25 protein-coding genes are annotated in these 24887 nt (G+C 68.0%); 8 read left to right on the top strand and 17 right to left on the bottom strand.

The window, feature by feature from the left end; translation table 11 throughout:
* Window positions 1-6: 6 nt before the first annotated feature.
* The 4 genes from BM113_RS07415 to BM113_RS07430 form a co-directional block, all read right to left on the bottom strand.
* Window positions 7-429, bottom strand: a complete 423-nt coding sequence (locus BM113_RS07415) for a universal stress protein (RefSeq protein WP_089786708.1) — start codon at window positions 427-429, stop codon at window positions 7-9.
* Between the two features lie 156 nt (window positions 430-585).
* A complete protein-coding gene (locus BM113_RS07420; protein WP_089786709.1) occupies window positions 586-1260 on the bottom strand; it encodes a cytochrome c biogenesis CcdA family protein in 675 nt (224 codons plus the stop codon).
* Window positions 1260-1898 carry a TlpA family protein disulfide reductase gene (locus tag BM113_RS07425; protein ID WP_089786711.1) on the bottom strand — a complete coding sequence of 213 codons (639 nt, stop codon included), beginning with the start codon at window positions 1896-1898 and terminating at the stop codon, window positions 1260-1262. The genes BM113_RS07420 and BM113_RS07425 overlap by 1 nt, the downstream gene beginning before the upstream one ends.
* Window positions 1899-1900: 2 nt before the next feature.
* Window positions 1901-2710 carry an SCO family protein gene (locus tag BM113_RS07430; RefSeq protein WP_089786713.1) on the bottom strand — a complete coding sequence of 270 codons (810 nt, stop codon included), beginning with the start codon at window positions 2708-2710 and terminating at the stop codon, window positions 1901-1903.
* A gap of 262 nt (window positions 2711-2972) precedes the next feature.
* Between BM113_RS07430 and BM113_RS22260 the strand changes: the two genes are divergently transcribed.
* The 4 genes from BM113_RS22260 to BM113_RS07445 all read left to right on the top strand — a co-directional run bounded on the left by BM113_RS22260 (window position 2973) and on the right by BM113_RS07445 (window position 6594).
* Window positions 2973-3146 carry a hypothetical protein gene (locus tag BM113_RS22260; RefSeq protein WP_177209121.1) on the top strand — a complete coding sequence of 58 codons (174 nt, stop codon included), beginning with the start codon at window positions 2973-2975 and terminating at the stop codon, window positions 3144-3146.
* Window positions 3147-3363: 217 nt separating this feature from the next.
* On the top strand, window positions 3364-5184 hold the full coding sequence (locus tag BM113_RS07435) for an alpha,alpha-trehalose-phosphate synthase (UDP-forming) (protein WP_089786715.1): 1821 nt from the start codon (window positions 3364-3366) through the stop codon (window positions 5182-5184).
* Between the two features lies 1 nt (window position 5185).
* Window positions 5186-6076, top strand: a complete 891-nt coding sequence (otsB, locus tag BM113_RS07440) for a trehalose-phosphatase (protein WP_089786716.1) — start codon at window positions 5186-5188, stop codon at window positions 6074-6076.
* A 167-nt stretch (window positions 6077-6243) separates the two neighbouring features.
* Window positions 6244-6594, top strand: coding sequence for a winged helix-turn-helix domain-containing protein (locus BM113_RS07445; RefSeq protein ID WP_007142897.1), 351 nt, complete (start codon window positions 6244-6246; stop codon window positions 6592-6594).
* Between the two features lie 101 nt (window positions 6595-6695).
* On the opposite strand, the gene BM113_RS07450 is transcribed toward BM113_RS07445, so the two are convergent.
* Together BM113_RS07450 and BM113_RS07455 are read right to left on the bottom strand one after the other, a co-directional pair.
* The gene (locus BM113_RS07450) at window positions 6696-7490 is read right to left on the bottom strand and encodes a peptidase M10A and M12B matrixin and adamalysin (protein ID WP_089786718.1); all 795 of its coding nucleotides are present in this window, start codon (window positions 7488-7490) and stop codon (window positions 6696-6698) included.
* Window positions 7491-7550: 60 nt separating this feature from the next.
* The gene (locus BM113_RS07455; RefSeq protein ID WP_089786720.1) at window positions 7551-7856 is read right to left on the bottom strand and encodes a hypothetical protein; all 306 of its coding nucleotides are present in this window, start codon (window positions 7854-7856) and stop codon (window positions 7551-7553) included.
* Between the two features lie 263 nt (window positions 7857-8119).
* Between BM113_RS07455 and BM113_RS07460 the strand changes: the two genes are divergently transcribed.
* Window positions 8120-8716, top strand: coding sequence for a DUF5804 family protein (locus tag BM113_RS07460; RefSeq protein WP_089786722.1), 597 nt, complete (start codon window positions 8120-8122; stop codon window positions 8714-8716).
* Between the two features lie 28 nt (window positions 8717-8744).
* On the opposite strand, the gene BM113_RS07465 is transcribed toward BM113_RS07460, so the two are convergent.
* From BM113_RS07465 to BM113_RS07475, 3 genes are all read right to left on the bottom strand, one after another.
* The gene (locus BM113_RS07465) at window positions 8745-9473 is read right to left on the bottom strand and encodes a hypothetical protein (RefSeq protein WP_089786724.1); all 729 of its coding nucleotides are present in this window, start codon (window positions 9471-9473) and stop codon (window positions 8745-8747) included.
* Window positions 9474-9561: 88 nt separating this feature from the next.
* A complete protein-coding gene (locus BM113_RS07470) occupies window positions 9562-10536 on the bottom strand; it encodes a PLP-dependent cysteine synthase family protein (RefSeq protein ID WP_089786726.1) in 975 nt (324 codons plus the stop codon).
* Window positions 10537-10629: 93 nt separating this feature from the next.
* Window positions 10630-11691 carry a Leu/Phe/Val dehydrogenase gene (locus tag BM113_RS07475; protein ID WP_089786728.1) on the bottom strand — a complete coding sequence of 354 codons (1062 nt, stop codon included), beginning with the start codon at window positions 11689-11691 and terminating at the stop codon, window positions 10630-10632.
* Between the two features lie 161 nt (window positions 11692-11852).
* Here BM113_RS07475 and BM113_RS07480 point away from each other — a divergent pair, with 161 nt between their 5' ends.
* Window positions 11853-12182, top strand: coding sequence for a glyoxalase (locus tag BM113_RS07480; protein WP_089786730.1), 330 nt, complete (start codon window positions 11853-11855; stop codon window positions 12180-12182).
* A gap of 245 nt (window positions 12183-12427) precedes the next feature.
* Entirely contained in the window at window positions 12428-12799 is a 372-nt protein-coding gene (locus BM113_RS07485; protein ID WP_089786732.1) for a TlpA family protein disulfide reductase, read from the top strand.
* A gap of 36 nt (window positions 12800-12835) precedes the next feature.
* On the opposite strand, the gene BM113_RS07490 is transcribed toward BM113_RS07485, so the two are convergent.
* Both BM113_RS07490 and BM113_RS07495 read right to left on the bottom strand, forming a co-directional pair.
* The gene (locus tag BM113_RS07490; RefSeq protein WP_089786734.1) at window positions 12836-15061 is read right to left on the bottom strand and encodes a thioredoxin domain-containing protein; all 2226 of its coding nucleotides are present in this window, start codon (window positions 15059-15061) and stop codon (window positions 12836-12838) included.
* A 60-nt stretch (window positions 15062-15121) separates the two neighbouring features.
* Window positions 15122-15619, bottom strand: a complete 498-nt coding sequence (locus BM113_RS07495) for a small multi-drug export protein (protein WP_089786736.1) — start codon at window positions 15617-15619, stop codon at window positions 15122-15124.
* A 146-nt stretch (window positions 15620-15765) separates the two neighbouring features.
* On the opposite strand from BM113_RS07495, the gene BM113_RS07500 reads away from it, so the two are divergent.
* On the top strand, window positions 15766-16182 hold the full coding sequence (locus BM113_RS07500) for a hypothetical protein (RefSeq protein ID WP_089786738.1): 417 nt from the start codon (window positions 15766-15768) through the stop codon (window positions 16180-16182).
* A gap of 68 nt (window positions 16183-16250) precedes the next feature.
* On the opposite strand, the gene acnA is transcribed toward BM113_RS07500, so the two are convergent.
* The 6 genes from acnA to BM113_RS07530 form a co-directional block, all read right to left on the bottom strand.
* Window positions 16251-19016 (bottom strand): aconitate hydratase AcnA, encoded by a 2766-nt coding sequence (gene acnA / locus BM113_RS07505; RefSeq protein WP_089786739.1) that lies wholly within the window; start codon window positions 19014-19016, stop codon window positions 16251-16253.
* A gap of 108 nt (window positions 19017-19124) precedes the next feature.
* Window positions 19125-20003, bottom strand: coding sequence for a fructosamine kinase family protein (locus BM113_RS07510; protein WP_089786741.1), 879 nt, complete (start codon window positions 20001-20003; stop codon window positions 19125-19127).
* A 14-nt stretch (window positions 20004-20017) separates the two neighbouring features.
* Window positions 20018-20581 (bottom strand): dihydrofolate reductase, encoded by a 564-nt coding sequence (locus BM113_RS07515; RefSeq protein ID WP_089786743.1) that lies wholly within the window; start codon window positions 20579-20581, stop codon window positions 20018-20020.
* 1 nt (window position 20582) lies between these two features.
* A complete protein-coding gene (gene thyA / locus BM113_RS07520; RefSeq protein WP_089786744.1) occupies window positions 20583-21599 on the bottom strand; it encodes a thymidylate synthase in 1017 nt (338 codons plus the stop codon).
* A 62-nt stretch (window positions 21600-21661) separates the two neighbouring features.
* Window positions 21662-23707, bottom strand: a complete 2046-nt coding sequence (locus BM113_RS07525) for a prolyl oligopeptidase family serine peptidase (RefSeq protein ID WP_089786746.1) — start codon at window positions 23705-23707, stop codon at window positions 21662-21664.
* Window positions 23708-23812: 105 nt separating this feature from the next.
* A complete protein-coding gene (locus tag BM113_RS07530; protein ID WP_089786748.1) occupies window positions 23813-24781 on the bottom strand; it encodes a C-terminal binding protein in 969 nt (322 codons plus the stop codon).
* Window positions 24782-24887: the final 106 nt, after the last annotated feature.

The raw sequence follows: 24887 nt of genomic DNA on the forward strand, positions 1-24887 counted from the left end.
CGCGGACTACGATCGCTCGCGAACCGTCACGACCGGAACCGGCGCGTTCCGGACGACCTCCTCCGCGACGCTGCCCAGGAGGATCTTGTCGATCCCGGATCGCCCGACCGTGCCGACGACGATCGCATCGATCGGGTTCGCCTCCGCGACGGCGACGATCTCCTCCTGGGCGACGCCGTGGCGGATCGTCGTCGTCGCCTCGAGGCCGGCGTTCTCGGCCTCGCGTGCGGCCTCTTCGGCCGCCTCGTGGGCTTCGCCCTCGGGGTCGCTGCGCATCTCGTCGCGCCGGTCAGTGCTGTGAGGGCCCTCCTCGGCGACCGAGACGACGTGCAGGTCCGCCTCGAGTTCGCGTGCGAGCTGGATCGCGTGATTGGTCGCTCGCCGTGCCCCGTCGCTCCCGTCCGTCGCGAGCAGCAGATCCGAGTACATCTCGTCTGCCCTTCGCCGGTCGGACGAATACGCTTCGGACCTGCTGGTGCCGGGCGTACTTCACGCGAGTGGAACGTTCCGGGTAGGTTTCGACTCGAGGGGGAGAGGGGGGAGAGAGGGGGAGAGAGGGGGAGAGAAAGACGAAGCCGAAATCGGTCAGAAGACGTTGTACACGACGATGGCGAGGTAGAGCTGCCCGATCCCGGCCAGTATCATGATCGCGCCCGCGAACTGCTTGAGCTGATTGCTGTAGGCCGCGAGTCTGCCGGCGCTGGCAAGCACTCCCATTCCGGTCGCGACGGTTAGCGAGATCATCAGCAGAACGATACTGCCGACGTACGTGCCGAGAACCAGTGCGGCATCGACGAGCGGCATCGAGACCGCCTGCCCGACGACGGGGAGGAAAAGCGGCAGCGCACAGCCGGCACCCGCCAGCGCGTAGCCTGCCCCGAACACGCCGAACCCGAGCACGCTCGAGCGCCGCTGCGGGAGCGTCACCGACAGCGAGGGAGCCCGATCGAACAGGATCAAGAGCCCGAACCCGAGCACGATAACGCCCATGATGGGCTCGAAGTAGAGGATGTTCGACATGACCCCGTGGCCCACTCGATAGGCGATCGCGAGGATCGCGGTGAACGTCACGAGGACGCCGAGACCGGCGACCAGCCCGCGGCTGACAGCACCGCCGACCGAGGCGTTTTCCCCTTCGGTCTGGCTCACGTAGAACCCGACGTAGCCCGGTAACAGCGGATAGGCACACGGGGAGAAGAACGTCCCGATCCCGGCGCCCAGCGCCACCACCATCCAGGTAAGGACGTCCGGCTCGATCATCAGGCATCCTCCGTGCCTTCGGAGTCGGGATCGGATTCACCGCCGTCCTCGAGATCGAGCACGGCCTCGATCTTCGAGACGATTTCGTCAGCCGTCTTGATGCCGCTGTCCGACCATCGAATTCGTCCGGACGTGTCGATCGTCATCGCCGTCGGGTAGCTGGTAACACGGTAGCTCAGTTGCGCCGCCGGGTCCAGTCCGACGGTCCACTGTCCGCCGTGTTCGTCCCACCACTCGACCAGTTCCGCCTCGGTAACCATTCCGTCCTCTCCAACCGACTCGCTGGTGATCGAAATGAACAGGACCTCGTCACCGATCCGCTCGTGGGCCTCGGCGAGCGCCGGCATCTGCTCCTTGCAGGGCGGACACCAGGTTCCGAAGAAGTCGACGAACGTCGGGCGGTCCGTCGCGGGGACGAGGACGGTCCCAGCCTCGCTGCCCGGTGCGTCGACCGTCTCGATTTCGACCGAGTCGTAGCTGTCGCCGCCGTCACCGCCGTCACTACCGTCGTCCCCGGTACTCCCGTCGGCCCCGTCACCGAAGTCGTCACCCGTCGGGAGCCCGTACACCGCTGCGACACCGGCTCCGCCGATGATACCGACGCTTCCGAGTCCGGCGAGAATATCCCGTCGTTGCATGGCTATGCCGTGTTCCCTTCCGATTCCGTTTCGAGGTCCAGTTCCGAGTGCTGTCCTGCGACGACCGCCCTCGTGTCCTCGAGCACGCGCTGTGCTCCGCCGCCGAGATCCTCGTTGAGCGCCTGTGGATACGATCGTTCCACGATCCCGTCTTCGTTCGCCAACAGTATCAGATTGATGTGGTCGAAGCTGTAGCCGTGATCGTGGCCGTCGTGGTCCTCACGGTCCTCGAGATCCTCCTCCTCGACACGCCGGATCCGCATGCCGAAGTCGTCGTGGAGGGTTTCTTTCCCTTCCTCGTAGCTTTCGGGTCGCAGGAAGTGCCAGTTGTCGGCCTGGTGGTCGACACCCTGTTGGGCGGCGAACTCCTCGAGGGCCTCGGCATCGTCCCGTTCTGGATCGAACGTCATCGCGAGCAGTGAGATGTCGTCACCGTATCCTTGCTCGGCCGCGTCGGCCTGAATGCGCTGGAAGTACGTCATCAGCGCAGGACAGGCCCCGTCCGGACAGGTGGTGAAGAAATACGTCATCAGAAACGACCGCTCGCCGACGAGATCATCGAGCGAGACGGGTTCCCCGGCGATGGGATCCGGGAGCGTGAACTCCGGGAACTCCTCGCCGTGGATCGGGTGCGAGGGATCGCCCCGGGTCTGTTCCGGCGGCTCGAGGACCGTCGGGCCGTCGCCCCAGTGGGTCTCCTCGGACTCCTCGCCGCCGACGGCACCCAGAGAGTCCTCGAGACAGCCCGCCAGGCCTGCGGCCCCCACCGTGGCCGCCGCCCCGAGCGATCGCAGATACGTTCGGCGTTCCATATGCGGTTGTTGGGCGGAGCGATCAAATGTCCGTTGGTACGCGTGCCGAACTGCGGCCGGACCGCTACGTGTCGGTTCGGATCCCACGCCTCGAGTTCCACGCCGGTCGGGCGTACGGCCGGGATACCGGCGCGGAAGGCGCTCGCTTCCGACGATTCGACGGCGTAAACGCTACCGTACGGAAGCGAACGGTTCGAAACGGCACGAAACCGGCGCGGTACGGCTGGTATAACTATCGGCCGGGGTGGCATACACCGCCGACATGTCGCGATCGAACCGCTCGGCGATGGACATCGGGTGCCCGAACTGCGATGCAACGGTCTCAGCGTCCGTTCCGCCCGGTCCCGGCATCGGCGGCGACGACTCGAACCGACTCCAGGGAAAGAACGCGCGCTGTCGGAGTTGCGGTCACGAACTCGAGGTCTACTATTACTGACCGACGGCACGAGCTACGTTCTCCTTTTTCGACGCGTCCCCGTCGTCCCCGTCATCCCCATCCTTCCCGTGAGAGTCACCACTTCGAGACGGTCGGCGTTCGAAAACGGTACGGTTCGGCGACCGGTTCGTCGGAACGAACGAGGGGAAAAAGTATTGGATCCCCTGCGGTTGCAGGCCGCGAATCAACCAGTGGCGGCGCTGTGATATTGCAGCGAATGCGACCTACCGACGAGCGGTCGTCGTCGACGCACTGGGAGTCACCGTACCGACGGGCAGACGAGAGCGGTCGGCCGCGGGGAGGTGACGCGGGTACCGATCCCGACCGCGAACGGACCGACGCGGACGGCCGTGACGGCGGACCGGTCTGTCCCGGGTCGCTGATCGTCGTGTCCAACCGGCAGCCGTATCGACACGAGTACGAGTCGGACGGCGGAGTGGACGCCGGGAACGGAACCGACGCCGACCCCTCGATCACGGTCGACGAACCCACGGGCGGGCTGACCGCCGGCCTCGACCCCGTCGTCCAGCGAACGGACGGCACCTGGATCGCCTGGGGCGACGGCGACGCGGACTTCGACGTCGCGGACGAGAACGGCTGCGTCGCGGTGCCGCCGGGGGAGGAAGCTTACACCCTCCGCCGGATCGACCTCCCTGACGAGGCCATCGACTCGTACTACTACGGGTTCAGCAACCGCGTGCTCTGGCCGCTCTGTCACGGCTTTCCGGAACTGGTCGAGGACCGGGCGAACGACTTCGAGTGGTACCGCACCGTCAACGAGCAGTTCGCCGACGCGGTGGTCGAACACGCCGACGAAGACTCCGTGGTCTGGTTTCAGGATTATCACTTCGCGCTCGCGCCGCGGATGGTCCGGAACGCCGTGGCCCCCGGAACCACCGTCGCGCAGTTCTGGCACGTCCCCTGGCCCGATCCCTCGACGTTCCGATACTGTCCCGCGGGCGGCAACGTCCTCGAGGGGCTGCTCGGGAACGACCTCCTCGGGTTCCACGTCGACCGCTACGTCGACCGGTTCCTCGAGTCGGTCGAGCGGTTCCTGCCGGCGGCGAGGGTCGACCGGAAGGGCCGAACCGTCCACTACGAGGGGACGACGACGCGGGTCGTCGCGACCCCGATGGGCGTCGATGCCGCGAGCTACGACCGTGAAGCCCGGGAGGTCGGTGCGGGACCCCTCGAGTCGCTGCGCTCGGAGTATGACGTCCCACACCCGGACGACGCCGTCATCGGCCTCGGGGTCGATCGCCTCGATTACACGAAGGGGATTCCCGAACGCCTCGCCGCGCTCGAGCGGTTCTTCGAGCGCTACCCGGACTGGCGCGGGGAGTTCACCTTCGTCCAGAAGGCGACCCTCTCGCGGACGGACATTCCCACCTACGAGCGCCACGGCGACCTGGTCCGCAGCGAGGTCGAGCGGATCAACAGCCGCTTTGGCACCGACGACTGGCAGCCGGTGATCTACACGGAGGACTACCTCGAGCAGGCGGAACTCTGTGCGCTCTACCGCCACGCGGATCTGTTGCTCGTCAGTCCGCTGGTCGACGGGATGAACCTCGTCGCACAGGAGTACGTCGCCGCCAGCGTCGACGACACCGGCGACACGTTGCTGTTGAGCGACCGGGTCGGCGCACACGACCTGCTGGGGTCGCACGCGATCACGATCGATCCGTCGGACATCGACGGGATGGCCGAACGGATCGCGGACGCACTCGAGATGCCGATCGACGAGCGACGGCGACGGATGCGAACGCTCCGTGATCGGGTGTTCGACGCGGACATCGAGCGCTGGATGAGCGCGCAGTTCGACTGGATGCGTCGGCTCCACGGTGAGCCGAGTCGGTCCGGCAGAAGGCGACAGGAGCAGGGTCGGGGACGGAACCGACCGTGCTCCGATTCGGGACTCGAGTCGGACTCGAGGTCCGGGATGGAGTTCGACGCTGACCCTGGCTCGGACTCGGGATCGGACTCGGACTCCGACCCGGATCTCGACTCGGACCACCCCGAACGAACACCTCCCGCATAACATGACGGCCCGAAGCGAAGCCGCCTCCGCCGACTCGGTTCCGGTCCCCCTCGAGCGACGGCTGCCTCGCGTCCGCGAGCGGATCGAGGGCGGCTCCCGGCTCCTGCTCTGTCTGGACTTCGACGGGACGCTCGCCCCCATCGTCGACGAACCCGACGAGGCGGCCCCGACCGAGGACAATCGGGCGGCGGTCGCCGCCCTCTCCGACCACCCCGCGATCGACACTGCGATCGTCAGCGGCCGCGCGCTGGCCGACGTCCGCGAGCGGATCGACGGCCCGTCGATCTACGCCGGCAACCACGGGCTCGAGCTCGCCCGCAAAGGGTCGGTCGCCGTCCACCCCGTCGCCCGGAAGCGTACCAGACTGATCGAGGCCGTCTGTGAGACGCTCGAGACCGCCCTCGATACGGTCCCGAACGCCCGTATCGAGAACAAGGGGGTGACGGCGACGGTCCACGTTCGGTCCGTCCCGAGCGCCGCCAGGCCCGTCGTCGCCGAGCGGACGCGCGCGGTCGTCGACCGGCTCGCGGGCGACGACCTCGAGATTTCGACCGGGAAACGCATCCTCGAGATCGAACCCGCGGTCCCCTGGGGAAAGGGGAACGCGGTGGCGCTGATCGCGGCGGACGCGCCGGCCGACGCCGTCCCGATCTACGTCGGCGACGACGTTACCGACGAGTCCGCGTTCCGGACCGTGTTGCCCGAGGGGATCGCCGTTCGCGTCGGCGACTCGGCACCCTCCGCGGCCTCCTGTCGGGTCGAGGATCCCGACGACGTGACGACGTTCCTCCAGTGGCTCGGAACGGCGGGGATCGATCTGCTCGATCCGCCCGATACGTCGTGGATCGACGAGCCCGCGTTCCCGGACGACGACCGCCCTCACGTGTCCTAGTCCGACGGGAACGCGCCGCTCGAGGTTCCGCGAGTCGGTTCGTGACTGCGTGAACTGTCGACACCGATCGCGATATTTGTTGTCAATAGCTACCCCGAACTGTCGGACCAGAGCCGAAAGTATTAGTTACCACTGGAAATATACCTACGGTACGAGAGTGAACGAGAGTGAAGCTGCGCCAACCTACTGACTTCCTGATCCTCGAGGCGCTCGAGGACAAGGGACGGAACGTCGCAACGAACCTTGCAGCCCACACGGGCAAGAGCCGAAAGAACATCAACACCCGACTGCCGGTCCTCGAGGATTACGGTCTCGTCGACAAGATCGGACCGGCCGAGCGGTCCGGTCTCTACGAAATCACCTCGAAGGGGAAGGCAGCGCTGGTGTACCGCGATCAGTACGGGGAGGTCGACGACTTCGAGGACCTCATCGAAGGCCCGAACGCCGGTACCGTCGACGATCCAGAGGCCCAGGCCGGGTTCGTCCGCGGCGAAGACGAAGAAGACGACGAAGAATAATCTCCGGACTTCGACTCGAGAAATTCCGCTTTTCGATTGGTCCCCGTTACTCGGTACCGTGTCCCGTAGCAGCGGGACGTCGGTTCCACGCCCGCGGGACCTTACGGCCTCACGTCGCCGGCGTACGTCTCGAGTCGACGCCGAGCACAGCCGGAAAACGAGAGCGTAATCGCCCTGTCGCGGCCCGTCGTCTCCGGATAGGCCGTTTTGCAGGCCGACCGATCGCCGTCGTACGACGACGAGAACGCGTACGTGCTCAGCATCGGCGTCGCGACGACCGTCTCACCGGACCGAAAGACGACGCCGTGATCGTGGTCGAGGCCGAGCGCGTGGCCGACCTCGTGGAGCAACACCTGCATCGTCCGCGTCGGCGTCGTCAGCGGCACGATCGGGTGGTCGATGGGGACGTCCGGGTTCTCGTCTTCGGCGTCCGGAACGGTCGCCGGCAGTTCGTCGATCGGCTCGAGCGCGGCGAGGTGTCGCGCTCCGCCAACTGACGCGACGTGTGGGAGCCCGTACCCCGTCGGTGCGTCGACCATTCCGCCGTCGGTGACGAGGAGGTTCACGTCGGCGGCCGGTTCGAGGTCGCTCGCGCCGGCCAGCCCGCCGGCCAGCGTCAGGGGCCACTCGCCGCGGGTCGTGACGCGAGCGCCGTCCTCGTGAGCGACCGCCACCGTCCCGCCGAAGGAAAGCTCGAGCGACCAGTACGGGAGGTCGAGGAACCGCTCGAGGTACTCCCGGACTCGGTCCCGGACGCCGTCGTATCGGGCCGCCCGTTCGGAGCGCCAGACACGGACGGCGAGCGTGTCGACGGTCGACCGATCGCGGCGCGTGTACGCGAACGCGCCGAGCGATGCCGCCGATCCGACCGCGCCGAGGAACGTCCGCCGGTTCACGACGGCCCGTTTCGCGGCCCATGGCTCGACTCCCGGGGTTCACATGGCCGCGTTTTATCCTCACGGCTGGACCGCAGGCCTCCGCGACGGGCACCTGCGCGTATCGACCGCCAGCGTCGCCTCACCGACGACTCTGACCTCGAGCCAGCACGGGACGTTTGCCGGCTCGATCGGCGTCAACATGAGCAACGCGCCCTCGTCGGTCTCGACCAGTCGCCGGTCGGGGCCGGGTTCGCGCTGGCGAAGGCAGCGACGCCACTCGCCGATCCGAAGTCGTCGTCGCACCTGCCAGGCCGTGTAGTAACGCCCGTTCGATCCCTCGAGCAGTTCCAGGTCCTCGAGCGGGGCGTTCGGCGCTACGGCCACGTGAGACCACCCGCGGCGGCCGCGCCGTCGGCTCCGCTCCCGTCCTCGCCGTCGCTGTCTTCGACTCGCACGTCGCTCCGGTCCATCGTCGATATCGCTCTCGTCGGCGCGTTCGACGCCCGGTGGCCCCATCGGCGCTCGGGTTCACATGCGAGAGCTTTAAGAAATCGTGAGAGTCACTCACACTGGAAGACCGTCTGCGAACGACTGTCCGGACGACGAACCCGAAACCCACATTACGGCCACGCACCCACCACAGGACAGTGACTCGCGTCTGTCTCATCGGGAACGACGACGTCAACCTCCAGTACGAACTCCTCTCCCGGGAAACCTCCCGCGAGGCACTCGCGACGTACGACCTCCGGCGGCCGTTCGAGAACTCACTCGCCGTCCGGACGGTCAGCGTCGGCGCGGCCGTCACCCTGCTGAACGACCTCCAGTGGTACCTCACCCGGTTCGTCGACGCGGCCCTGGTTCAGGAGCCGAGCATCAGCGACGAGGAGTGGCTCTCGCGGTCGCTCGCGACCGACCTCCGGAACGGCGACGTCGAGCCCCACGAGACCGGCGAGTTCTGCAAGGTCTACGGGCTCGAGCGGGTCGACAGGGGAGAAACGAATCCGTCGCCGCCGGAGACGGGAGCCAACGTCCCCGTGGATCGCGGAGCCGAAGCCGACGGCGACGGCGACGGCGACGGGAACGGCGGGGACGACTCCGAAGACAGCGACGAGGCCGACGCGACGCTCCGACTGGTCGAACCGCTGTACGTGCGCCGGACGGACGGCGACCTCCCGGCCTACGACCTGCGGGACGTCGAGGAGACGCTGGTCGTTCGACTCACGGAGTCGGAGTACTCGCCCTGAATGGGGCTCGAGGGCGGTCGGCGTCCGGTTACTTGCGGTCGGAACCCTCCTCGCTCGCCGAATCGACGCCGATCCCGAACCCGTGTTCCTGGCCGTCCTGATCGACGATCGTCGCCGAGAGTTCCGTGACGGGGTCGTCCTCGAAGGTCACGCGGACGAGGAGGCCGACCGCCGTGATCTGTTCCGCGCAGGCCTGTGCCTCGTCCTGCCCGTCGTCCACGCTGGCGTCGACGGCCAGTCGCTCGTCGTCTCCCTCCTGCTCCTCGTCCTCGAGGTCGATCGCGTCGAGAACCATCTCGTGACAGAGGTCCGACCCCCCGGCCTCGAGGGCGACTAAGAGGCCGTCGTCGAACGGCGTGTCTGCGACGAAATCGGCGAGGGCGTCGGAGGACCCGCCGGCCGATTCGCGCTCCTCGAGCCAGTCGTCGGCGTCGTCTTCCTCGAGGAAGAGCCAGGCTTCCGGGCTCGAGGGGGGCTGGGGGTGTTGGTAGGCGTACGTCTCGTAGGAGAAGCCGTCGCCCTCGCCGCCGGTCTCGTTCCCGTCGTTCTCGTCGTTCTCGTCGCCGTCGGTCTCGTTTCCGCTCTCGTTCGAGTCCGATTCGTTCCCGTCGCCTTCGTCGTCGGTCCCGTCGTCACCCGACGGGTCGGAGACGCCGCCGAACTCGTCGCCGAGACAACCGGCGGCCAGCGCGATCAGGCCCGTCCCGCCAGCGAGAAGGGCTCGTCTGGAGCGCGTAGATTCGGAGGGTCGTTCCATCGTGTCCGAAGGTATCAGGGGGACGGTAAAGACCGTTCCCCAAGGTAAAAGAGACGTTTTGTCAGTGCGATCAGAGGGGAGAACCGGGTCAGTCGAACAGCCCGGTGGAGAGGTACCGCTCCCCGCTGTCCCAGAAGACGGTCACCACCAGCGGGCAGTCCTCGGCCCCTCGTCCCCCGTCGGTCTCGGGCGGCGCGGCCTCGTCGAACGCGCCGACGACCTCCGGGCAGTCGGTTTCCGGTTCGGCGATCTCCGCGGCCACCTGGCGGGCGACCAGGCTCGTCGCGCCGCTTGACTGCCCGACGAGGATCCCCTCTTCGCGGGCGAGGCGGCGACACTCCGCTTCGGCGTCCTCGAGGCGAACTGTCTCGACGCGATCGATCAGATCCCGGTCGAGGTTTTCGCTGACGAAGCCCGGTCCCATCCCCTGGAAGTCGTCGTTGCCGGCCTTCCCCGTCGAGAGGACGGCGTTACGAGCGGGCTCGAGGGCGACGATTTCCATCTCGGGGAACTCCTCCCGGAGTCGTCTGCCCGTCCCCGAGATCGTTCCGCCGGTGCCGACGCCGGCGACGAAAGCGTCGATTTCCCGGTCGCCGACCTGTTCTACGATCTCCTCGCCGGTCGTCCGGTAGTGGGCCTCCGGGTTCGCGGGGTTGTCGAACTGGCCGAGCTGGATCGCGCCTTCCTCGGCGAGTTCGTCGGCCCTGTCTCGGGCATCCTCCATGGTGCCGTCGACGAGCTCGAGGTCGGCCCCGTAGGCCGCCATCACCTGCCGGCGCTCCTCGGACTTGTCCGACGGCATGACGATGGTCAGGTCGTAGTCGCGGGCGGCGGCGACCAGTGCGAGCCCGATCCCCGTGTTCCCGCTCGTGGGCTCGACGAGCCAGTCGCCGGGCTCGATCCGGCCCTCGCGCTCGGCGGCCCGGATCATCTCCCGTGCGGGACGGTCCTTCGCCGAACCGCCGGGGTTGAAGGATTCGATCTTCGCGGCGACCGTCGCCCCCTCTGGCGAGTCGACCTGGACCAGCGGCGAGCCGATCGTGTCCAGGATACTTGCCTTCATTACACCCGCATAAGGGGTGGATACGTAAACGCGTGCCGGACGTCGGCAGTTCGTGCCGGTGTCGGGCGTCCGGATCGATCCCCAGCTATCGATCTACTCCGCCGGAACGGCGGTTTCGTCGACCGACTCGGCGTTTTCGATGCGCTCCTCCGCGTACTCCTCCGCGGCGGCGAGTACGGTCGTGTCCTGGCGCTCGGCCCGGTCGATCATCTCACTGAGGCGGTCGCCGATCGCGGCCGCCTCGTCGAAGGCCCCCTCGCGGGTCCCGCCGAGGTACTCCTTCGCGACCGTGATCAGGCCGCCCGCGTTGATCACGTAGTCGGGCGCGTAGACGATCCCCTCCTCCCGGAGTGCCTCCGCGTGGCGGCGCTCGGCCAGGACGTTGTTCGCCGCGCCGGCGACGATGTCACACTCGAGTTGCGGGATCGTGTCGTCGTTGACGACGCCCCCGACCGCACACGGCGCGAAGACGTCACAGGGCTCCTCGTAGACGTTCTCCGGCGCGACGGTGTCGACGTCGTGTTCGTCTGCGAACGCCGCGACGTGGTCCTCGTCGATGTCCGAGACGGTGACCTCGGCCCCGTTGTCCGCGAGTTCCTCCGCGAGCGCCTGGCCGACTTTCCCGAGTCCCTGCACGACGACCTCGAGGCCCTCGACCGACTCCGTCCCGTACACGTGGTCGGCACAGGCCTGGATCCCGCTGAAGACGCCGTGGGCGGTGATCGGCGACGGGTTCCCCAGGCCGTCGCTGGTTCCGACGGCGTAGTCGGTCTCGCGGCGCACGATCTCCATGTCCTCGACGCCCGTGTTGACGTCGACCGACGTGATGTAGCGGCCGCCCAGGTGATCGACCGCGCGACCGTAGGCCTCGAGCAGGTCCTCCGTCTTGAGCTCCTCGGGGTTCCCCACGATGACGGCCTTTCCGCCGCCCAGCGGGAGGTCGGCGGCGGCCGCCTTGTAGGTCATCGCCTCGGAGAGCCGGAGCACGTCCTCGAGGGCGTCGTCTTCCGTTTCGTAGTCGTAGAAGCGTGTGCCGCCGAGGCTGGGCCCGAGCGCCGTGTCGTGGATCGCGACGATCGCCTTGAGCCCCGTTTCGGGATCGGTGAAGTACGATACCTGTTCGTGGCCGCGGTCGTCGATCGAGTCAAATACCATACTATAACTCTTTGGTTTGGCGTAAAAATTCTACCGACTCCGAGACGGGTTCGACGTCCCGCGGATGAACGCCGAATTCGCTGGACGGACCGTCGGCGACGAGCGGAAAAAGGCCGGCGGTTCGTCGGAGACTTTTTGTCGAGTCGCTGTGACGTCGTGGTATGGACGGCATCGTCTTCTTTCGGACGGAGCGCCACGACGAGGTAGTCGAGTTCTACCGCGAACTCGGCGCGACGGTCTGGCGGGAACAGCCCGACTGCACCATCCTGCAGGCCGGTTCGTTCCGGTTCGGGTTCTGCGACCGCGAGTCGGCGGACACGGAGGGCATCGTCACGTTCGTCTTCGACGACCGCGCCGGCGTCGACGACGCCTACGAGGAACTGGCCGAACTGGCGGACGAGGAACCACGGTACAACGAGACCTACGACATCTACCAGTTCTTTGCGTCCGATCCCGAGAGCCGGACGGTGGAGTTCCAGACCTTCGAGTAACGTCGGACTCGCACGGCTCGACGCCTCGAGGAGTACGACGGCAAGAAAACGCTGAGTGGCACCCCAGGTACCACGTGCCTCTGACACCGAGGCGGTTGAGAATAGTTTACGAAATCGCATTAATCTTTGCACGTCGGACAGAGTTTCACCTACCGATCCGAACACAGTCCGGAACACGTTCGGCTCCTCGCGAGAACCCTGTCGGAAACACCGCCGTTAAGCCGGCGGGGCCGCAAGCCGTGGGTATGAGTCTCGAGACCCTCACCCCCAACCCGACGTGGGACGCCGCCTCCTACGAGGACGCGGTCGATACGCTCGCAGCGTACAACGACGACCTCGTCTACAAGGTCTGGGGCGGCGACTGGTGCAAGGACTGCCGAAAGCTACTGCCCGACCTCGGCGCGGCCCTCGAGGCGGCGGAGGTCCCAGACGACCGGATCGAGGAGTACGCCGTCGACCAGGACAAGCAGGGTCCCGGCGTCGACGAGTACGGGGTCGAGTACATCCCGACGGTCGTCGTGGAGACGGACGACGGCGAGGAGGTAACGCGGTTCGTCGAAGAGGAGGACCTGCCGCCGGCGCTCTGGCTGGCCGAGCGGATCGACGAGGAACTGTAGCGCCGCCGACTCCTGCTTTTCCCGCCGTTGTCGCTTTCAGAACGGGCTCTCGAAGTCGTCGTCCTCCAGATCGTCGCCGTCACCGTCGGTCTCGACGTCGACCGCCGCGTTCCCGTCGAGCCACTCGAGCGCGTCGTCGACGTCGTGGGTCGGCGGCGAACACGTCCGGCCGCGGCAGACGTACAGCGTCGGTTCGCCGTCCCTGGCCTCGCGGCCGGCCCAGATCGGCGGCGCGTTCTCGAGTCCGAGTCGGTCGAGCCACGCCTCGAGGCCGTCCTCGGTCGGCGGCCGGCGGGCGATCTGTCGGTCGGGGTAATGGCCCGCCGCGAACGCCTCGCGCCACTCGTCGGGCACCTCCTCGGCCGCGACCGTCACCTCGAGCGCGCCCGACTCGAGCCGATCGGCCGCGAGACACAGCGTCGCGTGCTGGAGCGGACTCCCCTCGAGCCGGTCCGCGTGGGTCGCGAGGACCGTCTCGGCGATTTCCGCGTAGTCGGCGTCGGGGACGAAGCTCTCGAGCGCGAGCAGCGTCTCGACGGCGACGCCGGTCGCCGAGGGCGTCGACTGGTCGCTCAGTTCCTGGGGCCGCGTGACGAGGTCTTCGCCGCTCTCGGGGGTGAAATATAGCGTCCCGGCTTCCTCGTCCCAGAACTCGCCTTCGATCTCGCGGGCGACGTCGAGCGCGAAGGCGAGGTGGTCGACGTCGCCCGTCGCCTCGTAGCAGGCGAGGGCACCCCGCGCGAGGAAGGCGTAGTCCTCGAGGTAGCCGTCGATGGCGACGTCATCGTCCTTGTACCGCCGCGAGAGGCGGCGTTCGTCGGCGTCCCACAGGCGCTCGCGGACGAACTCGAGCGCGTCGACGGCCATCCTCGCGTACTCGTCCGCGCCGAGGGTCATCGCGGCCTCGGCACAGGTCGCGATCATGAGGCCGTTCCAGCCCGCCAGTACCTTCTCGTCGCGGTTCGGGCGGGGCCGTTCCTCGCGGGCCGCGAACAGCCGTTCGCGGGCGTCCGCGAGTCGGTCCCGAACCTCGCTCTCCTCGAGGTCGAACGACTCGGCGAGGTCCGCGACGGAGCGGGCGCGGTTGGGCTGGTTCTCGCCCTCGAAGTTGCCCGACGCCGTGATATCGTACCGCTCGCAGAACAGTTCGGCGTCCGTCTCGTCCTCGAGAACGTCGCGGACCTCGTCGGGGGTCCAGACGTAGAACGCGCCCTCCTCGCGGTCGCCGGTCTCGGGGTCCTCGCTCTGGGCGTCCAGCGTGGCGAAGAACCCGCCCTCGGCGTGAGTGAGTTCGCGGTCGACGAACGCGAGGGTCTCCTCGACGACCTCGGCGTAGCGGTCGTCGCCCGCGAGTCGATACCCCGTCAGGAACGCCCGCGGGATCTCCGCGTTGTCGTACAGCATCTTCTCGAAGTGCGGAACGGTCCAGTCCCGATCGACGCAGTAGCGGTGGAAGCCGCCGCCGACGTGGTCGTAGAGCCCGCCCGCGGCCATCGCGTCCAGCGTCTCCTCGAGCACCTCGCGGTACGTCTCCTCGCCCGTGCGGTCGGACGCGCGGGCCAGCACCCGGAGCCGCGAGGGCTGGGGGAACTTCGGCCCGTCGGAGCCGAAGCCGCCGTACTGCCGATCCGCGCTCCGGACCGCCGCGTCGGCGGTCGTCTCGAGCAGATCGCTCGAGGGCGGCGTGGGGTCGGCCGACTCGCCGACGGCACCATCCGTCCCCGGCGTTTCCTCGAGTTGGTCCCGCGCAGCGTCCGTCCACTTCCGTGCGCGGTTCTCGATCTCCTCGCGGTCCGTCTCCCAGGAGTCGATCACGTTCTCGAGGACGTCGACGAACCCGGGCTGGCCGCGCTTGCTCTCCTTCGGGAAGTAGGTCCCGACGTAGAACGGCTTCCCCTCGGGCGTGAGCCACGCGGAGAGCGGCCAGCCGCCCCGCCCGCTGACGAGCTGGCAGACCGTCATGTAGATCGAGTCGACGTCGGGTCGCTCCTCGCGGTCGACCTTGATCGGGACGAAGTGGTCGTTCAGCAGGTCGGCGACGTCCTCGTCGGCGAAGCTCTCCTCCTCCATGACGTGACACCAGTGACACGCCGAGTAGCCGATCGAGAGGAAGATCGGGACGTCGTGTTCGCGGGCCGTTTCGAGGGCCTGTTCGTCCCAGGGCTGCCAGTTGACGGGGTTGTCCGCGTGCTGGCGCAGGTACGGACTTTCCTCCTCGTCGAGGCGGTTTCGGTCGGTCGGGGGCGCGCTCGGCTCGCTCATGGCGGCGTCTACGGCTGGCGCTTGTAAAAGCCCGACGTACGTCCGCACGCTCGAGCGAGCCTACGCGAGCCCCAGTACCGAGACGCCGTACGCCGAGACCGCGACCAGGACGATCGTCCACGCGAAGATGCCGGCCGTCATCCAGGCCGCGACCAGCCGACTCCGGCTGCCCGCGAGCAGCGCGACCAGCGCGGCGACGTGGACGCCGGCCAGCACCGGCCCGCCGACCGCCAGCCCCGGCAGGCCGTACCGGTCCCAGAGCCGCCGCGCTCGAGCGTACCGGTCGCTGGGCTCCGATCGGTCGCCGCGGCGACGCCGTAGCCAGGCCGCGACCCGCCGGTAGCAGGCGATCAGCGCGTACACCGAGAGCACGTTGCCGGCGAACGCGACCACACCCGTGACGACGGGGTCCAGCCCCAGTCCGATCGCGATGGGGACGACGACGAGGATCTCGATCACCGGAATCGCCGCGAAGACGAACACCAGCAGGTACCGGACGAGGCCGGTCGCCTCCTCGAGGCTCGAGCCGACGTCGACGAGCAGCGGGGCGAGTGACATAGCGGCGCGAGGGGACGGCTCCGGCGCGAGGCGAGGCGGCGACCGCGCCGGCCCGTGTACGGTGTGCCGTAGGGCGTACAGACGACAAATACGTGGCGCTACCGGCCCACCGAAGGATTGTTTTTCCGACGGGTCGGACGACGAACATGGACGCGCCCCGGCGGTATCTGGCGAGCGAGCGGCCGCGGCTCTCCCTCGCGGTGGTCGCCGCCGTCGGAGCGACGACCGCGGCCGTGCTCGTTCCGCTCGGACTCCTCGGTATCGGCACATCGGGGCGTCCGGGGATAGTCGGGTTTCGAGTCGCGTTCGGGCTGGTTCCGGCGGTAGCCGGCGCGATCTGCGGACTGTATCGGCTCGGCCTCCCCACAGCCGTCGCGTGCGGCCTCGCTCCCGGCGGGACGTTCTCCCTCGTCGTGGTCGTCGGGACCGCCCTCGAGGTCGGCACCTTCGGCGGCGGGGACGCACCGCTCGGGCCGCTTTCCGTCGCGCTGACTGCGCCGAGTTTCGTCCTGGCACTGGTCGGCTTCGCGGCCGGTCTGGCGGTCACCGCCGTTCGCGAGTGACGGGTGGATCGCACTCCCGTCAGGAGTCGGCCTACCGTTCCTCTGTTGCCCTACGGCCTCGAGCGACGTCAGTCCAGTTCCTCGTGCAGCAACTCGCGGAGCACCATGTGGAGCACGCCGCCGTGTTCGACGTACTCGACCGCTGCCGGCGTGTCGACCTGCGCCGTAACCGTAAACTCGGTGACGTCGCCGTCCTCGGATTCGGCCGTCACCTCGAGTTCCTGATTCGGCTCGAGACCGTCCTCGAGCCCTTCGATGGTGAAGTACTCGGAGCCGTCGAGACCCAGTTCCGCCCAGCCGTCGCCGTCCTCGAACTGCAGCGGGAGGACGCCCATGCCGATCAGGTTGTCCCGGTAGATGCGCTCGTAGCTCTTCGCGATGGTCGCACGGACCCCCAGCAGGTCCGTTCCCTTGGCCGCCCAGTCGCGGCTCGAGCCGGTGCCGAACTCCTCGCCGGCCGTGACGACCAGCGGCGTCTCGTCCTCGCGGTAGCGTTCGCTGGCCTCGAAGACCGTGGTCTCTTCACCGGTCGGATGGTGGATGGTGTAGCCGCCCTCCGTCCCGTCCAGCATCTCGTTCTCGATGCGGACGTTGGCGAAGGTTCCGCGCATCATGACCTCGTGGTTCCCGCGGCGCGAGCCGTAGGTGTTGAACTCGTGGGGGGAGACGCCGCGCTCTTTCAGCCACTGGCCCGCGGGCAGGTCCTCGCCGAACTGGCCCGCGGGGCTGATGTGGTCGGTCGTAACCGTATCGCCGAGCGTCAGCAGACAGCGGGCGTCCTCGACGTTCTCGACGCCGGGCTTCTCGAGCGGGAACTCCTGGAAGAACGGCGGCTCGCGGATGTACGTCGACTCGGGATCCCAGTCGTAGACGTCGCCCGTCGGCGCGTCCAGCGCCTCCCAGCGCTCGTCGCCCTCGTAGACCTGCGAGTACTTCTCCTCGAACAGTTCGGGGGAGACGCTCCCGTGGATGGCCTCGTGGATCTCCTCGGCGTCGGGCCAGACGTCCTCGAGGTACACGTCCTCGCCCTCGTCGTTCGTGCCGATCGGCTCCTCCTCGAGGTCGACGTCCATCCGTCCCGCGAGGCCGTAGGCGACGACCAGGGGCGGGGACGCGAGGTAGTTGGCCGCGATCCTGGGGTGGATTCGCGCCTCGAAGTTGCGGTTGCCCGAGAGGACGCTGGTCGTCCAGAGGTCGTGCTCGGCGATGGCTTCCTCGATCGGATCCGGCAGTGGCCCGGAGTTGCCGATACAGGTCGTACAGCCGTAGCCGACGACGTGGTAGCCGAGCTCCTCGAGGTACGGCAGCAGGTCGGCCTCCTTCAGGTACTCCGTGACGACCCGGCTGCCCGGTGCGAGCGAGGTCTTGACGTACTCGGGCACCTCGAGGCCGGCCTCGACGGCGTTTTTCGCGAGGAGTCCAGCCGCGAGCATCACCGACGGGTTCGACGTATTGGTACAGGACGTGATCGCGCTCACGAGGACGTCGCCGTGACCGATCTCGACCTCCCGCCCGTCCTCGAGTTCGACGGCGACTTTCTCGTCGAGCCCGAGACCAGGGCCGGCGTCGCTCGAGTCGACCGTGGCCCCGCCGCCGTCGCCGACAGCGGGTTCGCCGCCGGAACCGATCACGCCCTGCTCCTCGAGCAGGCTCGGGAAGTGCTCGTCGAGATCGCCCATCGGGATCCGCGAGTGGGGCTTCTTGTGGCCCGCGAGGCTCGGCTCGACGTCGCCGAGGTCGAACTCGACGACCTCGGTGTACTCGGGTTCCTGCTCGCCGAACAGCCCCTGGGCCTCGAGGTACTCGCGGACGAGGTCGACGTGGTCGGGGTCCCGGCCCGTCAGCTCGAGGTACTCGAGGGTCTTCTCGTCGACGGGGAACATGCTGATCGTCGAGCCCTGTTCGGGGGCCATGTTCGAGATGGTCGCCCGGTCCGCGACCGATAGCTGGGAGACGCCGGGGCCGAAGAACTCGACGAACTTGTCGACGACGCCGACCTCGCGCAGCCGTTCAGTGATGTGGAGGACGAGGTCCGTCGCGGTCGCGCCCTCCGGCAGTTCACCCTCGAGGCGGACGCCGACGACCTCCGGCAGCGACATGGTGATCGGCTGGCCGAGCAGCGCGGCCTCGGCCTCGATCCCGCCGACGCCCCAGCCGACGACGCCGATACCGCCGATCATGGGTGTGTGGCTGTCCGTGCCGACGAGCGTGTCCGGGAGCAGCCACTGCTCGTCACCCTTCTCGCGCGCGTGAACGACCTGCCCCAGATGCTCGAGGTTTACCTGGTGGACGATGCCCGTCCCCGGCGGGACGACCTCGAAGTCCTCGAAGGCCTCCTGGGCCCACTTGATCGCTCGATAGCGCTCCTCGTTGCGCTCGTACTCGAGTTCGACGTTGCGCTCGTAGGCCTCGTCGCTGCCGAAGTAGTCGACCTGGACGCTGTGGTCGATCACGAGATCGCAGGGGACTTCGGGTTCGACGGCCGTCGGGTCGACGCCCTTCCGATCCGCAGCGGAGCGCAGCGCCGCGAGGTCGACGACCGCGGGGACGCCGGTCAGGTCCTGCAGGACGACGCGGGAGGGCTGGAAGGGGACCTCGGCGTCGGGCACGTCCGGCTCCCAGGACGCCGCCGCGCGCACGTGGTCGGCGTCGATCGTTTCGCCGTCCGTATGTGCCTTACGCAGCACTGACTCGAGCAGGATCCGGATGCTCACCGGCAGCCTCTCGAGGTCGCAGAGCCCCTGCTCCTCGAGCACGGTGAGGTCGGCCATCTTGTACGTCTCGCCGTCGCGTTCGAACTCCCGGATCGCCTCCGAGAAGTCATCGGTTGACATACCCCGAACTTGTGAGTCACTGCATTTGAATCCCTCGAGAACCTCCCGCTGAGCCCATTGAAACCCGCCATTTGTCGGCCCGGGGGCAGTTTATAAGACCTTCTGCGATTAGTATCCCAGCCGATCCAGCGTCCCCTCGAGGCGCTCGACGTATCGCCCGCCGAACAGGAGGACGTGGACGAGCAGCGGATAGAGCCGGTAGACGTACCGTCGCCGGTCGAAGAAGCCGGGTGCGATCGAGCGATGCTCCCGGTAGCGGTCGAAGAACGGGTCGGCGAACGTGTCGGTCCAGTCGACGTACGCGAGTTCGACCTCCGGATGCGCGTAGTACGTCGCGGGGTCGAGAAACGCCGTCACCCGTCCGTCGGCCGAGAGCACGTTCGTCCGCCAGACGTCGCCGTGGATCAGCGCGGGGTCGTCCGGTTCCTCGAGCAGGGTTCCGAGGTCGTCGGCGACGGCGTCGACGCGATCCGCGAGCAGCGAGGGGAGCGCCCCGTCCTCGAGCGCGAGTCGTTTGACGTGCTCGAGGCGGTGCTCGCGGTAGAACTCGATCCACGAGTCGGTCCAGGGGTTCGGCTGCCGGACCGGCCCCGTGAGCGTGTCGCGCTCGAGGCCGAACGCGTCCGCGGTGTGTTCGTGCAGCGCCGCGAGGCGGTCCGCCGCGTCCCGGGCGACCGCGGCGTCGTGGTCGGTCGACCCCTCGACGTACTCGAGCACGAGCAGGTCGTCGTCGGCGTGATGAACGGCGGGCACGGGCAACGCGCTCTCGCGGGCGAGCGTTCGGAGCATGAACGCCTCGACCGACAGCGGCGTCCGGCCGACCTTCGCGACGACGCGGGAGCCGTCCGCGAGGTCGACCCGGTAGGCCGAGCCGATCTGCCCGCCCTCGAGTTCCCGCGCCTCGGACGGGGCGGAGTCGTCCTCGAGGTCGAGCGCGCGGGCGACGGTGGCGACGACTTCGGTCTCGTCCCGGTTCGATTCTGCCATCGAATCCCTCCGTTTCAGCCCTGCCGGACGTACTCGACGAACGCGAAGCCGTCGCGCTCGTCGCGGTCGGTTTCGATCCAGTGCTCGGAGTCGATATCGGGGAAGAAGGCGTCACCCTCGGGCTCCTCGTGAACTTCGGTGACGATCAATCGGTCGAGCGCGGGCAGGAACCCCTCGTACACCGTCGCACCCCCGGCCACGAAGATCCGTTCGGCGTCGCCGTGGCGCTCCCGGGCCGCGCGGTCCGCCCGTTCGACGGCCTCCGCGAGCCCGTTCGCGACGACGGCGTTCTCGGGCGTCTCGAGGTCCCGGCTCGTCAGTACGACGGTCGTTCGTCCCGGGAGCGGTTCGCCCAGCGTCTCGAGGATCCCCTCGTAGGTCACCCGGCCCATGATCACGGGGTGGTCCATCGTGGTCTCCTTGAAGTGGGCGAGGTCCGCCGGGAGGTGCCATGGCATCTCGCCGTCGGCCCCGATGACGCCGTTGTCGGCGACGGCGACGATGCCGACGAGTTCGCGGTCGGTGGCCTCGGCGGCCTCGAGTGCGGAGACCGTCTCCGAGTTCGGCTCCTCGGCCATGCTACTCGGCGACCCCGAATTCGATCCCGTCGTGGGACTCGTAGTCGCGCAACTGGACGTCGTCGGCGGTCAACTCGTCGATGGAGACGTCCGCGACCTCGAGCGTCGGCCGCTCCAGGGGCTCCCGCGAGAGTTGCTCGAGGAGCCCGGGGACGTGATCCAGTCGCTCGTCGCCCTCGGCCTCGGCGGGCGCTTCGGCCTCGAGCCACTCCCTGATCTCGAGGTACTCCTCGCGGTCCTCGACGGCCTCGAGGCGGGACTGCAGGGCCTCGAGGTTGTCGGCGTACCACTCGCCGCGGTCGGCGCGCCCGCAGTAGACGTGGGCGTCGACGACGGTGTGGGCGAACGTGCCGGGCTCGAACCCGGTCTGCTGTGCGACCACTTTCGTCAGGAGCGCGTACGCGGCGATGTTGAACGGCACGCCGAGAGCGATGTCGCCCGAGCGCTGGGTCAGGTGGCAGTTCAGGCGGTCGCCCTGGACGTTGAAGACGAACGTGTAGTGACAGGGCGGCAGCGTGGAGACGGCCGCATTCGCGGGGTGCCAGGCGTTGACGACCAGTCGCCGGGAGTTGGGCGAATCGGAGAGCGTGTCGATCACGTATCCCAGTTGGTCGAACGTGCGCCGACCGTCCGCTTCCTCGCTGACCCACTGCTGACCGTCGTCGGGCCAGGACTCGCCCGGCAGTCGGGCGTCCCCTTCCGGGACCGGAAACCGTCGCCAGAAGCGGCCGTAGGCGGTGTCGAGGTGCCCCTCCTCGTCCGCCCAGGCGTCCCAGATCTTCGTCTCCTCGCGGAGGTTCCGGATGTGTTCCTCGCCTGAGAGGTACCAGCAGACCTCGTGGATCATCGAGTTCCACCGGTAGCCGTCCATCTTTTTGGTCGTCAGTAGGGGGTACCCCTCCCCGAGATCGACCTCGTAGTGCTCGCTGAACGACGAAATCGTATCGACGCCGGTCCGGTTCGGCTTGTAGGTCCCCGTAGAGAGCGCGGCGTCGACGAGATCGAGGTACTGTTGCATCGTCGCTCCCTTTCGTGCGGCCGTTCTTTAGCTTTCAGTTCCATCCCGCCCCGCCCGTCGCGCTACGGTGCCACGTACTCGACCCCGAGTTGGTCGAAGAGGAACGACCAGTTGTCGAGTTGCTCCTCGACGACCATCCAGGTCGGCTTGCCGGTGCCGTGGCCGGTGTCGCGGTTGGTCTTGCAGAGGAAGGGGCCACCGTCGGCGACCGCCTGCATGCGGGCGGCGGTCTTCCAGGCGTGGACCGGGTGGACGCGGGTGTCTCCCTCGGCCGTTTTGAAGAAGACGGGCGGGTACTCGGTTCCGCTCTCGACGTTGTGGTACGGCGAGTACTCCTTGATCCACTCGTAGGCCTCGGGGTCGTCGGGCGAACCGTACTCGCTCGTCCAGGAGGCCCCGAGCAGGAACGTGTGGAACCGGAGCATGTCCAGCAGGGGGACCTGACAGCAGACGGCACCGACCAGGTCGGGTCGCTGGGTGAGGACCGCACCGACGGTCAGCCCGCCGTTCGACCCGCCCTGGATCGCCAGCCGCTCGCTCGACGTATAGTTCTCGTCGAGCAGGTACTCCGCGGCGGCGATCATGTCGTCGAAGGTCTGCTGTTTGTCCTCGTGTCGGGCGGCCTCGTGCCACTCCTTGCCGAACTCGCCGCCGCCCCGCAGGTTCGCCTGCGCGTAGACGCCGCCGGAACGGAGGAACTCGCGGCCGAACTTCTGGAAGCCGGGCGTCAGGCTGTTCTCGAACCCGCCGTAGCCGTACAGCAGAGCAGGGTTGTCGCCGTCCCGCTCGAGGTCGGCACGGTGGACGACGAACATCGGGACCTCGGTGCCGTCCGCGGATTCGTAGCGGACCTGCTGGACGGTCAGGTCGAACGCCAGGTCGACGTCCGGCCGGTCGAGTTCCTCGGCGTCGTCCCCCTCGAGGTCGTAGCGGAAGACGGCGGGCGGGTGATCGAACGACTGGTAGCCGAAGAACGCCTCGGGGGCGTCGCGGTTTCCGGCCAGTCCAGTGACGGTGCCGGTGCCGGATCCCGGCAGTTCGATCGATCGCACGTGCTCGCCCTCGAGGTCGAAGACCTCGAGTTCGGAGACGGCAGCGCGCTCGTACTGGACGACCAGCCGATCGTCGGCGATCGTCGCGCCTTTCACGATGCCCTCGCGCTCGGGGACGACCTCGGGCAACTCGGCGGGATCGACCTCGCAGACCTCGCCCGAGAGATCGAGTTCGAGAAACCGGTAGTAGGGGGCGTCCAGATCGGTCCGGACGTACGCGGTGTCGCCGTGGACCAGCGGCGTGTAGAAGTGGTCGGCCTCCGTGATCACCGGCGTCAGTTCGACGTCGCCGACCGGAGCGTAGTAGAGATCGCTTCGCTCCCAGCCGGTCACGAACGCGACCAGCAGGTGCTCGCCGTCCCGGTCGGTCGAGAGCATCGGCCAGGTCGCCGGGTCGTCGACCTCGTACACCAGCACGTCCTCCTCCGGATCGTCGCCGTGTTCGTGGTAGCGGATCTCCTTCTCGAGTTGGGCCTCACCTTCCAGCCCGGTCCGACCGTAGTAGAAGCCGTCGGGCGTCCACGCGAGCATTCCAGGGTTGGCCCGGCCGAGTTCGGGCAACTCTTCGAGGACGTCGCCCGAGAGGACCTCGAGGACGGTCACGTCGTACAGTTCGTCGCCGCCCTCGTCGACGCCGTAGGCGAGGCGCTCGCCGTCGGGCGAGACGGTCCACCAGCCCATCGACTTCGTGGCGTCCTCGCTGAACTCGTTGGGGTCGACCAGCACCTCGCGGTCGTCGGCGAGCGACTCCCGGAAGTAGAGGACGGGCTGGTCGTCCTCCGGAGCCTCGACCTCCTGGAAGTAGCCCGTCGGCGCGGGCGTGATCGAACCGTAGTCGGTCGTCCGCGCGAGGTCCTCGAACCGGGGTCGTAACTCCTCGCGGACGTCGACGGACCCGAGGTAGGCGTCGGCGTACTCGTTCTGTTTCTCGACGAACTCGTCGACGGCCTCGTCGTCGCCGTTCTCGAGCCAGAGGTACGGGTCCTCGACGAGGTCGCCGTGGCGTTCGTAGCTCGTGTTCTCGCGTTTCGCCTGGGGAGGGCTACCCGGTTGCATACCGCACCGGTTCGAACGGAGGGTCATTGAAACAACCGGTCGCGGAAGTCACGGGCGAGAGATTCGACGGGAGCGCCGGAGCCGGCGTCGACGCCCGGACCGCGCTCACGACCAGGGGTCCGGATCGATAGCGTGGTCGGGTTGCTGTCCGTCGAGGGCCTGCTCGAGTTGGCGGGCGATCGTCCGGTTCAGATCGTCGTAGGCCTCGAGCGACTGCCAGCCGCTGTGTGGCGTGATGACGACGTTCTCGAGGTTTCGAAGCGGCGTTTCGCCCGGCGGCTCCTCCGCGAGGACGTCCAGCCCCGCGGCCGCGATCTCGCGGTTCTCCAGGGCCGTCGCGAGGTCGTCCTCGTCGATGATCCCGCCGCGCCCGACGTTCACGAGGACGGCGTGCTCGGGCATCCGCTCGAACGCGTCCGCGTCGAAGAGTCCGCGGGTCTCCTCCGTCAACGGCGCGTGGATCGAGACCGCGTCGGACTCCGCGAGCAGTTCCGGAAACTCGACGAGACGGCCGCCGTACTCCTCGACGACCTCCTCGTCGACGTACGGGTCGTAGACGAGCAGATCGAGGTCGAACCCCTCGACGTACTCCGCCAGTCTTCGGGCGATCCCGCCAAAGGAAACGAGCCCGAGCGTCGAGCCGGGGACGCGCCGCATCGGCCGATCGGTCTCCCAGCTCCACTCGCCGTCGCGGATTTCGCGGTCGGCGGCCGGGATCCGCCGTCGGCACGCGAGCAGGAGGCCGAAGGCGTGGGTCGCGACCTCGGCGGTGCAGTAGTCCGGGGCGTTCGTCACGTAGACGCCGTGGTCGGCCGCCGCGCCGACGTCGACGTTGTCGAAGCCGGTCCCGGCGCGAGCGATCAACCGGAGCCCGTCGGCACGCCCGAGGGCGTCGGCGGTCACCGGCGAGTGAACGTCGACGACGAGTGCGTCCGCGTCGACCGCGGCCTCGGCGACGGCCCCTTCGGTGTGTGTATCCCGAACCTCCACCTCGATCCCGTTCGCCTCGAGCGCCGATCGCTGGAACTCGACGTCGACGAACGGCGTCTCGCTGATGATGACGCGTTTCCTCATATATTAACTACCTTCGTAGTTCCCTCTTTGTCCCAACTCCTCTTAACTGTACCCTCCGTTCCCGGTCGGCTGAAACGGCGTCGCTACCAGCTTCTGTCCACGAACG

Source organism: Natronobacterium haloterrestre, assembly GCF_900112205.1.
GTDB classification, from domain to species: domain Archaea; phylum Halobacteriota; class Halobacteria; order Halobacteriales; family Natrialbaceae; genus Natronobacterium; species Natronobacterium haloterrestre.

Bases quoted from the DNA above. Each gene is read 5' to 3' on its own strand.
- BM113_RS07530 (WP_089786748.1), bottom strand. From the start codon at position 24,781: ATGAGGAAACGCGTCATCATCAGCGAGACGCCGTTCGTCGACGTCGAG.
- BM113_RS22260 (WP_177209121.1), top strand. From the start codon at position 2,973: ATGTCGCGATCGAACCGCTCGGCGATGGACATCGGGTGCCCGAACTGC.
- BM113_RS07510 (WP_089786741.1), bottom strand. From the start codon at position 20,003: ATGGCAGAATCGAACCGGGACGAGACCGAAGTCGTCGCCACCGTCGCC.
- BM113_RS07515 (WP_089786743.1), bottom strand. From the start codon at position 20,581: ATGGCCGAGGAGCCGAACTCGGAGACGGTCTCCGCACTCGAGGCCGCC.
- BM113_RS07430 (WP_089786713.1), bottom strand. From the start codon at position 2,710: ATGGAACGCCGAACGTATCTGCGATCGCTCGGGGCGGCGGCCACGGTG.
- BM113_RS07415 (WP_089786708.1), bottom strand. From the start codon at position 429: ATGTACTCGGATCTGCTGCTCGCGACGGACGGGAGCGACGGGGCACGG.
- BM113_RS07485 (WP_089786732.1), top strand. From the start codon at position 12,428: ATGAGTCTCGAGACCCTCACCCCCAACCCGACGTGGGACGCCGCCTCC.
- BM113_RS07525 (WP_089786746.1), bottom strand. From the start codon at position 23,707: ATGCAACCGGGTAGCCCTCCCCAGGCGAAACGCGAGAACACGAGCTAC.
- otsB (WP_089786716.1), top strand. From the start codon at position 5,186: ATGACGGCCCGAAGCGAAGCCGCCTCCGCCGACTCGGTTCCGGTCCCC.
- acnA (WP_089786739.1), bottom strand. From the start codon at position 19,016: ATGTCAACCGATGACTTCTCGGAGGCGATCCGGGAGTTCGAACGCGAC.
- BM113_RS07475 (WP_089786728.1), bottom strand. From the start codon at position 11,691: ATGGTATTTGACTCGATCGACGACCGCGGCCACGAACAGGTATCGTAC.
- BM113_RS07480 (WP_089786730.1), top strand. From the start codon at position 11,853: ATGGACGGCATCGTCTTCTTTCGGACGGAGCGCCACGACGAGGTAGTC.
- BM113_RS07495 (WP_089786736.1), bottom strand. From the start codon at position 15,619: ATGTCACTCGCCCCGCTGCTCGTCGACGTCGGCTCGAGCCTCGAGGAG.
- BM113_RS07500 (WP_089786738.1), top strand. From the start codon at position 15,766: ATGGACGCGCCCCGGCGGTATCTGGCGAGCGAGCGGCCGCGGCTCTCC.
- BM113_RS07435 (WP_089786715.1), top strand. From the start codon at position 3,364: ATGCGACCTACCGACGAGCGGTCGTCGTCGACGCACTGGGAGTCACCG.
- BM113_RS07425 (WP_089786711.1), bottom strand. From the start codon at position 1,898: ATGCAACGACGGGATATTCTCGCCGGACTCGGAAGCGTCGGTATCATC.
- BM113_RS07470 (WP_089786726.1), bottom strand. From the start codon at position 10,536: ATGAAGGCAAGTATCCTGGACACGATCGGCTCGCCGCTGGTCCAGGTC.
- thyA (WP_089786744.1), bottom strand. From the start codon at position 21,599: ATGCAACAGTACCTCGATCTCGTCGACGCCGCGCTCTCTACGGGGACC.
- BM113_RS07490 (WP_089786734.1), bottom strand. From the start codon at position 15,061: ATGAGCGAGCCGAGCGCGCCCCCGACCGACCGAAACCGCCTCGACGAG.
- BM113_RS07465 (WP_089786724.1), bottom strand. From the start codon at position 9,473: ATGGAACGACCCTCCGAATCTACGCGCTCCAGACGAGCCCTTCTCGCT.
- BM113_RS07420 (WP_089786709.1), bottom strand. From the start codon at position 1,260: ATGATCGAGCCGGACGTCCTTACCTGGATGGTGGTGGCGCTGGGCGCC.